This window comes from Pseudomonas sp. RL_5y_Pfl2_73 (genome assembly GCF_963970515.1).
In the GTDB taxonomy this organism is placed as follows: domain Bacteria; phylum Pseudomonadota; class Gammaproteobacteria; order Pseudomonadales; family Pseudomonadaceae; genus Aquipseudomonas.
Map to the genome: position 1 here is coordinate 14428 of NZ_CAXAPD010000045.1, position 14328 is coordinate 28755.

Annotated in this window: 15 protein-coding genes, 1 rRNA gene and 1 pseudogene; 10 read left to right on the plus strand and 7 right to left on the minus strand. The window is 61.5% G+C overall.

Translation table 11 applies throughout. The features are described 5' to 3' along the window. Positions 1–34: 34 nt before the first annotated feature. Entirely contained in the window at positions 35–769 is a 735-nt protein-coding gene (locus AACY42_RS26655; RefSeq protein WP_339483426.1) for a thioesterase II family protein, read from the minus strand. A 201-nt stretch (positions 770–970) separates the two neighbouring features. Between AACY42_RS26655 and tam the strand changes: the two genes are divergently transcribed. From tam to AACY42_RS26675, 4 genes are all read left to right on the plus strand, one after another. Beyond that, entirely contained in the window at positions 971–1741 is a 771-nt protein-coding gene (gene tam / locus AACY42_RS26660; RefSeq protein WP_339483427.1) for a trans-aconitate 2-methyltransferase, read from the plus strand. 91 nt (positions 1742–1832) lie between these two features. Then, on the plus strand, positions 1833–2966 hold the full coding sequence (locus AACY42_RS26665; RefSeq protein WP_339483429.1) for a cupin-like domain-containing protein: 1134 nt from the start codon (positions 1833–1835) through the stop codon (positions 2964–2966). A gap of 218 nt (positions 2967–3184) precedes the next feature. Continuing rightward, positions 3185–3985: an SDR family oxidoreductase gene (locus AACY42_RS26670; RefSeq protein WP_339483430.1), complete on the plus strand. Its 801-nt coding sequence runs from the start codon at positions 3185–3187 to the stop codon at positions 3983–3985. Then, on the plus strand, positions 3978–5801 hold the full coding sequence (locus AACY42_RS26675; protein WP_339483431.1) for a glycoside hydrolase family 15 protein: 1824 nt from the start codon (positions 3978–3980) through the stop codon (positions 5799–5801). The genes AACY42_RS26670 and AACY42_RS26675 overlap by 8 nt, the downstream gene beginning before the upstream one ends. Positions 5802–6006: 205 nt before the next feature. Here AACY42_RS26675 and AACY42_RS26680 read toward each other — a convergent pair whose 3' ends face one another. Continuing rightward, positions 6007–6372 (minus strand): DUF6124 family protein, encoded by a 366-nt coding sequence (locus AACY42_RS26680; protein WP_339483432.1) that lies wholly within the window; start codon positions 6370–6372, stop codon positions 6007–6009. A gap of 597 nt (positions 6373–6969) precedes the next feature. Here AACY42_RS26680 and AACY42_RS26685 point away from each other — a divergent pair. Together AACY42_RS26685 and AACY42_RS26690 are read left to right on the plus strand one after the other, a co-directional pair. After that, positions 6970–7347, plus strand: a complete 378-nt coding sequence (locus tag AACY42_RS26685; RefSeq protein ID WP_339483433.1) for a hypothetical protein — start codon at positions 6970–6972, stop codon at positions 7345–7347. A gap of 28 nt (positions 7348–7375) precedes the next feature. Continuing rightward, positions 7376–8278 (plus strand): annotated as a pseudogene (locus AACY42_RS26690) (alpha/beta fold hydrolase). Here AACY42_RS26690 and AACY42_RS26695 read toward each other — a convergent pair. Next, positions 8247–9239, minus strand: coding sequence for a GlxA family transcriptional regulator (locus tag AACY42_RS26695; RefSeq protein ID WP_339483434.1), 993 nt, complete (start codon positions 9237–9239; stop codon positions 8247–8249). The pseudogene AACY42_RS26690 and the gene AACY42_RS26695 sit on opposite strands and share 32 nt — an antisense overlap. A 99-nt stretch (positions 9240–9338) precedes the next feature. Between AACY42_RS26695 and inhA the strand changes: the two genes are divergently transcribed. After that, positions 9339–10025 carry an isonitrile hydratase gene (gene inhA / locus AACY42_RS26700; RefSeq protein ID WP_339483435.1) on the plus strand — a complete coding sequence of 229 codons (687 nt, stop codon included), beginning with the start codon at positions 9339–9341 and terminating at the stop codon, positions 10023–10025. Positions 10026–10103: 78 nt separating this feature from the next. Here inhA and AACY42_RS26705 read toward each other — a convergent pair whose 3' ends face one another. After that, on the minus strand, positions 10104–10364 hold the full coding sequence (locus AACY42_RS26705; protein WP_339483436.1) for an Atu4866 domain-containing protein: 261 nt from the start codon (positions 10362–10364) through the stop codon (positions 10104–10106). Positions 10365–10393: 29 nt separating this feature from the next. Beyond that, positions 10394–11131, minus strand: a complete 738-nt coding sequence (locus AACY42_RS26710) for an SDR family oxidoreductase (RefSeq protein ID WP_339483438.1) — start codon at positions 11129–11131, stop codon at positions 10394–10396. Between the two features lie 201 nt (positions 11132–11332). Here AACY42_RS26710 and AACY42_RS26715 point away from each other — a divergent pair, with 201 nt between their 5' ends. After that, positions 11333–12280, plus strand: coding sequence for an AraC family transcriptional regulator (locus tag AACY42_RS26715; RefSeq protein WP_339483439.1), 948 nt, complete (start codon positions 11333–11335; stop codon positions 12278–12280). Positions 12281–12458: 178 nt separating this feature from the next. Next, positions 12459–12668 carry a hypothetical protein gene (locus AACY42_RS26720; RefSeq protein WP_339483441.1) on the plus strand — a complete coding sequence of 70 codons (210 nt, stop codon included), beginning with the start codon at positions 12459–12461 and terminating at the stop codon, positions 12666–12668. A gap of 460 nt (positions 12669–13128) precedes the next feature. Here AACY42_RS26720 and AACY42_RS26725 read toward each other — a convergent pair whose 3' ends face one another. Further along, positions 13129–13587 (minus strand): SRPBCC family protein, encoded by a 459-nt coding sequence (locus AACY42_RS26725; RefSeq protein WP_339483442.1) that lies wholly within the window; start codon positions 13585–13587, stop codon positions 13129–13131. Between the two features lie 142 nt (positions 13588–13729). Here AACY42_RS26725 and AACY42_RS26730 point away from each other — a divergent pair, with 142 nt between their 5' ends. Continuing rightward, on the plus strand, positions 13730–14131 hold the full coding sequence (locus tag AACY42_RS26730) for a lysozyme inhibitor LprI family protein (RefSeq protein WP_339483443.1): 402 nt from the start codon (positions 13730–13732) through the stop codon (positions 14129–14131). A gap of 119 nt (positions 14132–14250) precedes the next feature. Here the strand turns inward: AACY42_RS26730 and rrf are convergent. Then, positions 14251–14328: ribosomal RNA gene (gene rrf, locus AACY42_RS28860) — 5S ribosomal RNA — on the minus strand; the annotation flags it as partial.

Sequence of the window (14328 nt, forward strand, 5' to 3'; positions counted from 1 at the left end):
ACAGGGACCGATGAACCGCTCTGGAATCCGCAGATCAGGCGCTGATGGCCAACCCGTGCCGCCGATGATGCACGCTCAACTGATCCTTGATCAGCCGCAGCACCTTGGCCTCGTGCTCATGAATGAAGAAGTGCCCACCGGCCAGCATGTCCACCGAAAAGCTGCCCGTGGTTTCCTGGCGCCAGCCAATCAATTGCTCCGTGGTGGCCTTGTCAGTCGTGCCGCCGAGCACGTGTACCGGGCAGTTGAGCGGTGGTCGCAGGCGTGGCTGGAAACGTCCGCACAGCAGGAAGTCGGCCCTCAGGATCGGCAAGGTCAGGGCCATCAGCTCTTCATTGGCCAGAATCTCTTCGCTGGTGCCGTTGAGGGTGCGCAGTTGCTCGATCAGTTCAGCGTCGGTTTTCGGCTCGGCGAAACCGCGGTCGTAGTCGGCCCGCATCGTCGGCGCCGCGGTGCCGGACGCAAACAGCGCCACCGGTTCCGGGCAACCGAGCTCTCGCAGGGCATGGCCGATCTCGCAGGCCAGCAGCGCGCCCAGGCTATGACCGAACAAGGCGTAAGGCGCCTGGAGCGTCGCGGACAGCTCCCGTGCCAACTGCATCGCCAACGGCCCCACATCGGTGTGCAGCGGCTCGTCAAAGCGCGCCCCGCGACCCGGCAGCTCCACCGGTTGCACATGCAGCCATTGCGGCAACTTGCGCCGCCAGCGGCTGTACACCATCGCGCTGGCGCCAGAATAAGGCAGGCACAGCAAGGTCAATTGGGTCACTGCGGTTTTCTCCGATCGGTCGTGTGAGGAAGATAACGAGATCGTAACCCACCGATTTAGTCAAAACCGTGACGTTCGCTACGAGATGACGGCACCTTGCCGGAGCAAGGCTTGCCCGCGATGAACGATAACGCGGTTCATCTTCCCACCCGACCTTATACTGGCGATACCTCGACTCACTCCCCCACACAGGAGAACGCCATGAGCTGGTCCGCCAAACAATACGTTACCTTCGAACAGGAACGCACCCGTCCGGCCCGGGACCTGCTCGCCGCCATTGCTCCCACACAGGCCCGTTCAGTGATCGACCTGGGGTGCGGCCCGGGCAATTCCACCGAACTGTTGGTGGAACATTTCAACAGCGCCACGGTGCGCGGCCTGGACAGTTCCAGCGACATGGTCGACGCCGCACGCAAACGCCTGCCCGCCGTGGCATTCGACACCGCCGACATCGGCCGATGGGATGAACCTGGGCCGTTCGACGTGATCTTCGCCAACGCGGTACTGCAATGGCTGCCCGACCATGCCACCCTGCTGCCCTCGCTGGTGGGCAAGCTCGCTCCCGGTGGCAGCCTGGCAATCCAGATGCCCGACAACCTGCACCAGCCCTCCCACCGCTTGATGCGGGAAATCGCCGTCAACGGGCCTTGGGCCAGCCAACTGGCCGGGGCGGCTGATTCGCGTACTGAGATGGCGGATGCCAGAGCCTATTACTCGATCCTCAAGCCCCACTGCAGCCGCGTCGATGTGTGGCGCACCACCTACCATCACCCCTTGGCCGGCGGTGCCGCTGGCGTGGTGGAATGGTTCAAGGGCAGCGCCTTGCGGCCGTTTCTCGAGCGGCTGGACGAGGCGCAACGCGAGCAGTACCTGGCCCGCTACCTCAAGGCGATCGAACAGGTTTATCCCGCCCTGGACGATGGGACGGTACTGCTGCCGTTTCCCCGGGTGTTCATGGTCGCGACGCGCTAGGGCAACGGTCGATGACGCAGCGATGGGAGCTAAATTTCTGATCCAGGCCCTCGTTACCTGCTAAGACCAAAAACCCGCAAGAGTGACCGCCGTGGACCTGCAAACCATCCTGGGCGAGCTGTTCGCCAATGCCCACGCCGTTGGTATCGAAGGCGTCTTCCAATTCGTGTTCGGCCCGCACCAGGCGTACTGGTCCGAGGTCAAGGCCGGCAGTCGCACCCAGGCCGGCCGCCACACCAGCCCCGACGTCACCATCGAGGTGGCGGAAAAAGACTTCCTCGGGATCATGGCCGGCCTGGCCAATGTCGAGGAACTGTTCGCCAGCGGGCGCCTGAAGATCGGCGGCAACATGGGCCTGGCGACGTTGCTGCCGCAGATCATCGATCATGTCCGACATGGCGGTGGCGTGGTGGAAAAGGTTGACATGAACAAGCGCTACCCCACGCCGTCGCGCTTCAGCGAAAAACTCACCGCCAGTCTGCCGACCCAGCGCAGCGTGGAGCGTCGGCCTCGCAGCGGGCTGTCGGTGCAGGAGTTTCAAGGGCGCTATTTGCCCCACGGCATTCCACTGGTCATCAGCAATGCCTTGCAGGACTGGCCGTTGTTCAAGCTCAGCCGCGAAGAGTCCCTGGTGCATTTTGCCGAACTGCAAGGCATCACCCGCCACGGTGACTACGTGAAGAAGACCTTCTCCACCGAGCGGGATTTTCGCTCCACCTCCATGGCCGACTTCATCGCCTCCCTCGACAGCCCGGCGACCAAGGGCGCCGACGGCGAACCACCGGCCTACATGGGCAACAACATCCTGCCGGCGCAACTGATGGAGCAGATCAAGTACCCGCCCTACTTCGACCGCTCGCTGTTCATCCCACCGCGCATCTGGATCGGCCCCAAGGGCACCCTGACGCCGCTGCACCGCGACGACACCGACAACCTGTTCGCCCAGGTCTGGGGCCAGAAAACCTTTACTCTCGCCGCGCCTCACCACCGCGCAGCCCTGGGCACCTGGTCCACGGCGCCCCAAGGCGGGCTGGACGGCTGTGATTTCAACCCGGACGCGCCGGACTACCAGCGCTTCCCCCACGCCCGCGACGTGGCCTTCATGCGCGTGACGCTGGAGGCTGGGGATTTGCTGTTTTTACCTGAAGGTTGGTTCCATCAGGTGGAGTCGGTGTCCACCTCTTTGTCGGTGAATTTCTGGGTCAATTCGGGGCGGGGGTGGTAACAGCCGAACACCGCTTTCGTGGCGAGGGAGAGCTTGCTCCCCCCGGGCTGTGTAGGAGCTTGCGCAGCCGGCGATCTTTTGATCGTTCGCTTGAGACTCAAGTGTCTGGGAAAAGATCGCAGCCTCGCTTCACTCCGGCAGCTCCTACATCACCCAAATGAACTCCACCCACCTCACGCCAGTCAGCAGGTAAGGCCCCCCGTTCAAGGTGCTAGACCATGCAGATATCCCTCGCCCGACAGGTTGCCCTGGTCACCGGCGCCAGTTCCGGCATTGGTGCGGCTTCGGCCAGGACGTTGGCAGACGCCGGTGCCGCGGTGGTAATCAACTACCACTCCAGCGCCGGCCCGGCCGAAGCGCTGGCCCGTGAAATCAACGCCAACGGCGGCCACGCCATCGCCGTCGGTGCCGATGTGTCGAAGGAGCCGGACGTCGAGCGGCTGTTCGCCCAGACCCTTGAAGCGTTTGGCTCGCTGGACATCCTGGTCGCCAACTCCGGCCTGCAAAAAGACGCCGCCACCGTCGACATGCGCCTGGAAGACTGGAACACCGTGATCGGCACCAACCTCACTGGCCAGTTCCTCTGCGCTCGCGCCGCCCTGCGGATCTTCACCCGCCAGGGCATTCGCCAAGGCGTGTCCCGGGCCGCTGGCAAGATCATCCACATGAGTTCGGTGCACCAGCGCATTCCCTGGGCGGGCCACGCCAATTACGCCGCGTCCAAGGGCGGTGTCGATCTGCTGATGCAGAGCCTGGCCCAGGAAACCAGCCACCAGCGCATCCGCATCAACAGCATCGCTCCCGGCGCCATCCGCACGGCCATCAACCGGGACGCCACCGAGGGCGCGCAGGAGCAGAAACTGTTGGAGCTGATTCCTTACGGTCGCGTCGGCGATGTGGAGGACGTCGCCAACGCGGTGCTCTGGCTGGCCTCGGACTTGTCCGATTACGTGGTGGGCACCACACTGTTCATTGATGGCGGGATGAACCTTTATCCGAGGTTCCGCGACAATGGTTAACGATCACGAACCACAAAGCCCTATCGAGAACCACGGCATCATCGGCGACATGCGCAGCGCTGCGCTGGTCAATGACCGAGGCAGTGTCGACTTTTTCTGCTGGCCGGAATTCGACAGCCCGTCGATCTTTTGTTCGCTGCTGGATACGCCCGAAGCGGGTATTTTTCAACTGGCCCCGGACCTGCCGAATGCCCGTCGCCAGCAGCTCTACCTGCCCGACACCAACGTGCTGCAAACCCGCTGGCTGAGCGACGGCGCCGTGGTGGAAGTCACCGACCTGCTGCCCATCGGCGACAGCGAGGATGATTTGCCACTGCTGATGCGCAAAGTGCACATGACCGTCGGCAGCGCGACGTTTCGCATGCGCTGCGCCGTGCGGCATGACTACGCCCGGGCCGCCACCACTGCGCGCCAGGACGCTGCCCACATCTGTTTCGAGGCGCCGGGGCAACCGAGCCTGCGCTTATGCTCCGACCAGCCCATGACGCTGGACGGCAATGCGGCGACGGCCGAGTTCACCCTGGCGCAAGGCCAGAGCGCCGAATTCCTGCTGGGTGGCATCGACGACCCGCGCCTTCAGGATGATGTCAGCGCGATTTGCCTGGAACGCACCCTGGCGTTCTGGCGCGGCTGGATCGCCCAGTCCACCTACCGGGGACGCTGGCGGGAAGTGGTCAACCGCTCGGCCCTGGCGCTGAAGCTGCTGACCTCGCGCAAACACGGCGCCATCCTTGCCGCCGCCACCTTCGGCCTGCCGGAAACTCGCGGCGGTGAGCGCAACTGGGATTATCGCTACACCTGGATCCGCGACGCCTCGTTCACCGTCTACGCGTTCATGCGCCTGGGCTTCGTCGAAGAAGCCAACGCCTACATGCGCTGGCTGCGCGGTCGGGTCAGCGACTGCCGTGGCCAGCCGATCAAACTCAACATCCTCTACGGCCAGGACGGTAGGCTGGAATTGCCGGAAACCGAGCTGCCACACCTGAGCGGCTTCGGCAACGCGCGGCCGGTACGCATCGGCAACCTGGCCTACAGACAAGTGCAGTTGGACATTTTCGGCGAGCTGATGGACGCGGTGTACCTGGTCAACAAATACGGCGAAGCCATCTCCCATCAAGGCTGGAAACACACTGTCGAGGTGGTCGACCAGGTGTGCAAGGTCTGGCAGAACAACGACGTGGGTATCTGGGAAATGCGCGGCGACAAGCAGCATTTCCTGCATTCGCGGCTGATGTGCTGGGTCGCCGTCGACCGCGCCATCCGCCTGGCCGAAAAACGCTCCCTACCCGCCCCGTTCGTCCGCTGGGACAAGACCCGCCAGGCTATCTACCAAGACATCTGGACAAATTTCTGGAACGACGAATGCCAGCACTTCATCCAGCGCCTGGGCAGCACCGCCCTGGACGGTTCGATGCTGTTGATGCCGCTGGTGCGCTTCGTCAGCGCCCGCGACCCGCGCTGGCTCTCGACACTTGATGCCATCGAAAAAAACCTGGTGCGCGACGGCATGGTCTATCGCTACCGCAACGACGACAGCCCCATCGACGGCCTCAGCGGCATCGAAGGCTCATTCGCGGCCTGCTCGTTCTGGTACGTGGAATGCCTGGCCCGCGCCGGCCGCGTGGAAAAAGCCCAGCTGGAATTCGAACAACTGCTGCGCTACGCCAACCCGCTGGGGCTGTACGCCGAAGAATTCGACAGCCACGGCTACCACTTGGGCAACACTCCCCAAGCCCTGACCCATCTTGCGCTGATCAGCGCGGCGAGCTTTCTGGATCGCAAGTTGAGCGGGGAGAAAACTCATTGGCAGCCGTGAGCTGAGTTGCCCTTCAGACTGAACACAGTCCCTGTGGCGAGGGAGCTTGCTCCCGCTGGGCTCTGTAGGCGCTGGTGAAGGCTCGGGCCGCGTTCGGACGTTTTTTTGATCTTTCGCTTGGGATTCAAGTGTTAGGGGAAAGATCGCAGCCTCGTTGCACTCGACAGCTCCTACCTGCTCCTACACAGCTCCTACACAGTTCCTACTACCGTGCTGAGTCGGCCAATTCGATGTCATCCAACGCTCGATTAGCCAGCAACCTGGCCAGCTCGATCAATTGCTGAATCCCCAGCGCAACGTGCCGCCGGGAACCTTCCAGCTCGAACCCCAGGTCACTGACCAGCGCATCGGCCGAGGCCAGGGTTTCGCTGAGGGTGGTCAGCACCGATTCGGTGTTGAGTCCGGGAACCACGGTAAAAACCTGGCCGTCCTGGGTGTCGGGTTTGGGCGGGGCGGGCGACAAATGCATATTCAGCGCACGGTCGGCGGCTTCGCGGAGTTTTTTTGAATCGAGGGTGGTGTAGGCAGAGAGGTCTTCGGCGCGTGGAGGGTTGGGGGTGATCTTGACCATGATATGAATCTCCATTCGAAAGTGGAGTTCGCCATTTCCGCGACCAAGCAGAGGGGTGGCGAACTGTACGCAGGTTGGTCGACCAGGGAATGGAAACCCGGCAGGGCCCGAAGCCCTCCCACGCACAGTCAGCCATAAAGCAGACAGCCGCTCGTGCGGCACAGTGCGCCATTCTAAACCCGGGCGACCAAACCCGGTCGCTGATTTTGCAGCGATGAACAAAGCCTATCCCCGCTATTTCCGAACCGGCAACCGCCGCGACTCGTCAGAAAATTCCGGTTTGCCTATTTTTTTGTAGGAACACCGCACCGCTGTGGCGGGGGGATTTATCCCCGCTGGGCTGCACCTTGTAGGAGCTGCCGAAGGCTCGGGCCGCGTTCGGACGTTTTTTTGATCTTTCGCTTGGGATTCAAGTGTTAGGGGAAAGATCGCAGCCTCGTTGCACTCGACAGCTCCTACCAGCTCCTACCTGCTCCTGCGGCCCCATTTATCGTTACACAGCGTTTCGAGTTGCCAGCCCCCCAAACCCCTCCTAAGATCGATGCTCTCACGGGTGCAGCGGAGCTGCCCGATAAAAACCCGACCCAAGGACCTGACATGCCCCATATCAAACGCCCCATCACCACCCCACCCCGAACAGGCCTGACCCGCGAAGACCTCTGGGAGGGCCAGGACCGGGGCCTGATCAAATGCTGGGAAATCGGCCGCGAGCGCGCGGTGAAGTTTCCCGAACTGGCGCAACGCTGCCTGGCCGGTGAGTTGCCGGTGTTGGGCTGGAAAGGTGGCGTCAGCCGCAGCCTGAAGAAAAACGAAAAATTCGGCTGTCTCAAGTACCTCGCCCAATGGCAGGGCCTGCGCGGTGAAGACCTGGACATCGATCTGACCCAGGAGCGCACCCTGACTTGCTCCGGCACAAACATGATTGTGACGTTCACGCCGGACCGGGCCAAATACGTGAACCAGGAACCCGCCTGAGCGCAACCGGGCAATGTCGGAGGCCAACATGAACCTCAATCCCAAGGTCAACTTCGCCGTGACGCCGCTGTTGCGCATCGCCTACGAAGAACACGGTCCCGCCAGCAGCGAACCCATCATCCTGCTGCACGGTTTTCCTTAGGATCCCAGGGCTTTCGATGAAGTCGCACCAGCCCTGGCTCAGCGTGGATATTGGGTCATCGTGCCCTACCTGCGCGGCTATGGCCCGACCCGGTTCAACAACCCGGCGATCCTGCGCTCCGGCCAGCAAGCGGCCCTGGCCCAGGACCTGCTGGATCTGATGCACGTACTCTCCATCCCTCAAGCGGCGCTGTGCGGCTACGACTGGGGTGGTCGGGCGGCGTGTATCGTCGCGGCGCTGTGGCCCGAGCGCGTTCGCTGCCTGGTGACTGGCGATGGCTACAACCTGCAGGACATTCCACGATCCAAGCAGCCACTGGCCCCGGAAACCGAACATCGCCTGTGGTACCAGTACTATTTCCACACCGCGCGGGGTGTCGAGGGCCTGACCCAGAACCGACGTGAACTGTGTGAGTTGCTCTGGCGCCTGTGGTCACCGACCTGGAAACGTGGCGCCGAACGGTATCCCCTCAGCGCCGCGTCGTTCGACAACCCGGACTTCGTCGACGTGGTGATCCACTCCTACCGTCATCGCTTCATGTACGCACCGGGCGACCCGACGCTGGAGTGGATGGAGGAACAGCTGGCGGCACAGCCGACCATCAGCGTACCGAGCATTTCCCTGTGCGGTGCCGACGACGGCGTGGGGCCAGCGTCGGAACACGATGAAGACGCCGAGCATTTCAGCGGCTTTTACGAGCGCCGAGTGCTGGCCGGTGTTGGCCACAACATCCCACAGGAAGCCCCCGAGGCCACGCTCAAGGCATTGCTGGATCTGCTTGAGGGCTGACGGCGAACCGCTCGCGATAGGCCTGGGGCGTCACCCCCATGGCCCGCAAAAAGCTGCGGCGCAAGGTTTCCTCACTGCCGAAGCCACATTGCACCGCCACCCGCTTGATCGATACAGCGGTGTCGGACAACAGGCGGCGAGCGGTTTCCACGCGAAGCAACTCCACCGCCCGCGCCGGGGTCTGGCCGGTGTCGGCGCGGTAGTGCCGCACAAAGCTGCGTTCGCTCATGCCGACCTCGGCGGCCAGGCTCGACAGGCCCAGGTCACGGGTGAGGTTTTCGGCGATCCAGGCATGCAGGTCATCAAACCGACTGCCCTGCTTTTGCAGCGACAAGGTCACGCTGAACTGCGATTGCCCACCGGGACGCTTGAGGAACACCACCAGCTGCCGGGCGACTTCCAGCGCCACCGCGCGGCCCAGGTCTTCCTCCACCAGCGCCAGGGCCAGGTCGATGCCGGCCGTGACCCCGGCCGAGGTCCAGACCGGGCCATCGTTGATGAAAATCGGGTTGGGTTCGACCCGCAACTGCGGATGCTGCTCGGCCAGTTGTTCGCAACGGGTCCAGTGGGTCACCACGCGCCGCCCGTCCAGCCAACCGCTGGCGGCCAGCAGGAACGCCCCGGTGCACACCGACGCCACCCTTCGCGAACGTAAACCCTGCTCCTTGACCCAGGCCACCAGCGCCGGATCCTGCGCCGCTTCGTACACGCCCCAACCACCGGCAATCAACAGCGTGTCGCTGCCTTCGCTCGGCAGCGGCTCGGCTAACAACGCCAACCCTGCCGAGGACATCACCGACCCACCACCCACCGCGATAACCTTGGGCGTGTAGGGCAACGGCACGCCTTGCTGGCGAGCCAGGTCGTTGGCCGAGGCAAACACCTGCAAGGGCCCGGTGACATCCAGCACTTGCACGTTGGCGAAGGCCAGTACATGAACGGTTTTCGGTGGGTTGGGCATATTGGCGTGATTCGTGGGTTTATTGGCGTATACGCCAGATCCTACGGATCTAAAGTAAAACCGTCCACCCCTCGGGCATCATCCAAAGGAGCACGCGACATGACGCTGCAGATCGGTTTGCTGTTATTTCCCCAAGTCCAGCAGTTGGACCTGACCGGCCCTTATGACGTACTGGCCTCGTTGCCACACGTGAAGGTCCACCTGATCTGGAAGGACCTGGTGCCGGTCACTGCCAGCACCGGGCTGGTGTTGCTGCCCACCACCACGTTCGAGGACTGCCCGAAGCTCGACGTGATCTGCGTCCCCGGCGGGACCGGTGTCGGGCCCCTGATGGAAGACGAGCAGACGCTGGCCTTCATCAAGCGACAGGCCGCCGAGGCGAAGTACATCACTTCAGTGTGCACCGGTTCGCTGGTGCTCGGTGCGGCGGGCCTGTTGCAAGGCAAACGCGCCACCACCCATTGGGCCTATCACAGCCTGCTGCAAACCCTGGGCGCAACACCGGTCAAGGATCGCGTGGTCCGCGATGGCAACCTGATCACCGGCGGCGGCATCACGGCCGGGATCGATTTTGCCTTGACCCTGGCAGCCGAACTGTTCGACCAGGACACCGCCGAACGGGTCCAACTGCAGCTCGAATACGCCCCTGCCCCGCCGTTCAACGCCGGTAGCCTGGAGACCGCACCAACGCGCGTCTTGGAAGAAGCCCAGCGGCGTACCGCCGAGTCGCTCCGGGTGCGCTCCCAGATCGCCCAGCGTGCTGCGGCGCGGTTGGGCCTGGCGTAACGCAAAGTCCCAACCAGGCATGGCTGTGCTGTGCTGTGCTGTGGGAGCAAAGCTGCTCCCACACAGCCAACCGTGGACTCATCGCACCTCCTGGCGATACAACACCATCCCCGCGTGATACAGCACACCCTCACGAAAATCCCCATCGGCGGTGAAACCGGTGTCGTCGTGATATTCGATATGCTCGTCCTGCAACCAGTAGTCGCCCTGGTAAGCGCTTTCATGCAAACCTCGCGCTTCGTCATAGCGTCCGCCCGGCAGCAGTCGATGGCGAATCACGCCATCGGCCGTCACCCACAGGCCGACAAATTTGTCCTGGTCTCCAAAGGCCTTTCTCATGAGACATCTCCTGTCAGGTAAAACGTGGTTTAAAACGGGCTGGCGGTGGGTCGCACGATCAGTTCGCTGACGTCCACATCCGCTGGTTGTTCGATGGCGTAGGCGATCGCCCGGGCGATGGCTTCGGCCGGAATGGCGATCCTGCGGAACTCGCGCATTTCAGCACGTCCACCTTCATCGGAAATGCTCTCGGCCAGTTCCGATTCGGTCACGCCAGGGGAAATCACCGTCACGCGCACATCTCCCCCGACTTCCTGGCGCAAGCCCTCGGAAATCGCCCGAACAGCAAACTTGGTGGCGCAATACACCGCGGCAGTCGGGCTGACGGCGTAGGCACCGATGGACGCGATGTTGATGAACTGCCCGCTGCGCTGGCGCTGCATCAGCGGCAGGCCGGCGGCGATGCCGTGGAGTACGCCACGGAGGTTGACGTCGATCATGCGGTCCCACTCCTCGACTTTCAGCGCCTCGAGCTTGGAGAGCGGCATGACCCCGGCATTGTTGATGATCACGTCGACCCGACCGAATCGCTCGACAGCAAAGTCTATCAGTTGCTGGACATCCTCGCGGCGGGTCACGTCGACAGCTTTGCAGACCGCCTGCTGGCCAATGGTTTCGAGCTCTTGCACCAGCGTTTGCAAACGATCGATGCGCCGGGCGCCAAGCACGACACGAGCACCGCGAGCCGCGAGCAACCGCGCCGCTGCTTCACCAATCCCGCTGCTGGCGCCGGTGATGACCACTACTTTGTTTTGAATATCGGACATGATGGTTGCCTCGTCTGGATGTGTTGCCCCGGTGGGAGCGCTTTGACAGGTCCAGATTAGGGAACCGACCGAGGCCTGGGTTAGCCGGATCCTCCTGCGCACTTGCACGATCCTGTAGCGATAAAACCGACTCTGGCCGACAGTCGCGCAATCGGCTTTACTAGCGCGGTCCACTCAATTTGGCCTGGGAGATTGATCGGCATGTCGGTATCCACGTCCATCCACATTGCGCCAAACGACGGCGTCAGCCAGCGCCGCACCGAACTGGCGAGCCTGATGAAGCGCTTTGCGCCGGAATACGGCGTCCATCCTACGGCCATCGAGGCCTTGCACCTGATCCGTAGTGACCAGACAACCGGGGCGTTGCACACCGTGCACAAGCCTGGTTTATGCGTGATTATCGAGGGACGCAAGGAAGTACGCTTGGCGGACGAATGCTACGTGTATGACCCGCTCAATTATCTGGTCGTCTCGGTGACCCTGCCACTGGCCGGCCAGGTAATTGAAGCCAGCCCGGAGCGCCCCTACCTGTGCATCCGCCTCGATATCGACCCGACTCAGATCTGCCGCCTGATTACCGACGCCAGCCCTATCGGCGTGCCGGCCGAAAGAACCGGACGCGGGTTGTTCCTGGACCGTATCGATGCGCCATTACTCGACGCGCTGTTGCGCTTGTTGCGGCTGTTGGACAGCCCGGACGATATCACCACCCTCGCGCCGTTGGTCCAACAGGAGATTTTCTACCGGCTGCTGCGTGGCACCCAAGGCCAGCGCTTGCACGAAATCGCCATTCCCGACACCCAGACCCATCGCATCAGCCGTGCCATCGAGTGGCTCAATACCCATTACACCGAACCGCTGAGCATCGACAGCCTGGCACAAATGATCAATCTCAGCCCTTCGGCGCTGCATCACCGCTTCAAAGCCGTGACCGCCATGAGCCCACTGCAATACCAGAAACAACTGCGCTTGCAGGAAGCCCGACGGTTGCTGTTGGCAGAGAGCAGCGACGTTTCGTCAATCGGTTACAAGATGGGGTATGAAAGCCCTTCGCAGTTCAGCCGTGAATACAGCCGTCTATTTGGCGCCTCCCCAAGCAAGGATATCGCTCGTTTGCGTGCCCAGGCGCTGCAAGCCAGTAGCGCCTGATCCTGCACACAAACAGGATCAGGCAAAACCAGGACAGTATCCGTCTAACGCCCGCCCCCGCCTCGCCCCTAATCTGAACCCATGCAGCAAGACAACCGTCGCCGCTGCAGCGGGTTCAGCAGATCACGACATCTGAACGACCCGGCACTCAACCTTTGATATGACCGGAGTCTTTACCATGAAAACGCTCAACACCTTGATCGCCGCTACCACCTTCGCCCTGAGCGCCAGTGCGTTTGCCTTGCCGAGCCTGCAACAAGACCGTTTCTTTACCCAGGCTGGCGATTACCAGCAGCCTGTGGCCGCTGATGGTACGGATCGGACGCCGGGAGGCCAGACCTTGGCTGCCGATGGTGCCGACCGCACCATGACCCGGCGCCTGGCATGATCAGGCCACTTTTTCACAGACGAAAAAAAACCCGCCTAAGCGGGTTTTTTGAGGACCAATTTGACTCCCTGTCCGGCATTCCATGCCTGGTCCAATCATCCATGACCCCGAGCACTCCCTGTACTCAGTGGATGAACATAGATTAGGCCCACCGGCGTCTTGGAAAAAGACGAGAACGCAGCAACGGTGTGTAAGCGTTTCGCTATAGGACCGTCCCAGTTTTTTTGCGGGCGAAAAAAAACCCGCCGAAGCGGGTTTTTCCAAGACCATTACGACTCCCTGTCGATAGCGTTCCTTGCAAGGTCGATCGTCCCTGATCCTGAGCACTTCCTGTGCTTCAGTGGATGAGGCTAGATTACGCCTCGGATCCAAAACGAAATAGACGACATAGCTACCATCTCGTGTAAGACATTCGCTATACCACTCCCTCCGAAAACCCTTAGTCCTCAGTAGTCCCCAATCAAGACTTGCTCAGGAAGGCTTCAATGTTGGCCATCTGCTCATCCCAGCCACGGCTGTCCATGCGAAAAGCTTTGAGCCGACGAGCCTCGGGAATGTTGTTGAAACCCGACTCCACGACTTTGAGCAAGGTGCCGCCATCCACGTCTTCGAGTTCGAATTGCACCCGAGTTTCAGACTCTTGAGAGTAATCCACCTGCGGCTCGACAGCGTAAGGATGCCAGCGAAACGAGAACACCCGCTCGGGCTCCACCCGCTCCACCGCTACGTCCCAAATGAGGTGTTCGTAACCTGGATAAGTGATTTGCCCCTGAGTACGCTCCCCTGCCACAAACCGTTTCCCCTCAAGGGCGACACCGAACCATTGGCCGAAAGCTTCGGCATTGGCTAGGGCTCGCCAGACATGAGAGCGCGGAGCCTTGAGCAGGATCTTTCTTTCAATGCGATCGGATGAATGCATGAGTCACCTCCTGTGTTTCAACAGTAGGCTTGTAAGACCACAAGGCCAACCAGAAAGTTGTATCAGGATCACCTTCTTTAAAACTGCATGGAGCGATGTAAACTCCTCCGGCGTTTTCAACCCCCTCAAGGAGAGACCAAACATGCCCCCACGCTTGTTTCTGGCCCTGACGCCGCTGCTATTCGTCACCGCAGCCCAAGCCGCCGACTGCTCCGACGTCAGCACTCAAGGCGAAATGAACCAATGCGCAGCCAAAGAAAATAAGGCTGCCGACAACGAGCTGAACAGCTTGTACAAACAGATCACAGCACGCCTGAAGGACAATCCGGAGGCCAAGCAAATGCTGGTCAAGGCGCAGCGTGCCTGGATAGGTTTCCGTGATGCCGAATGCAATTTCTCCGCCTCCGGGGTCGAGGGCGGTAGCGTCTATCCGCTGATCTACAGCAACTGCATCACCGCCCAGACTAAAGCCCGGGTCGAGGCATTCAAGATCTACCTCAAGTGCAAGGAAGGGGATTTGAGCTGCCCAGTACCCGAGGCTTAAGGGCCTGGACTCCAAAAAAGGATGACCTTTACAGGTCATCCTTTTTTGGCCAAAGCTTTTTATTGCAGGCAAAAACAAAACCCCTACCTGCGTCAGCAGATAGGGGTTTCGGAATTTAATCTTGACGATGACCTACTCTCACATGGGGAAACCCCACACTACCATCGGCGATGCATCGTTTCACTGCTGAGTTCGGG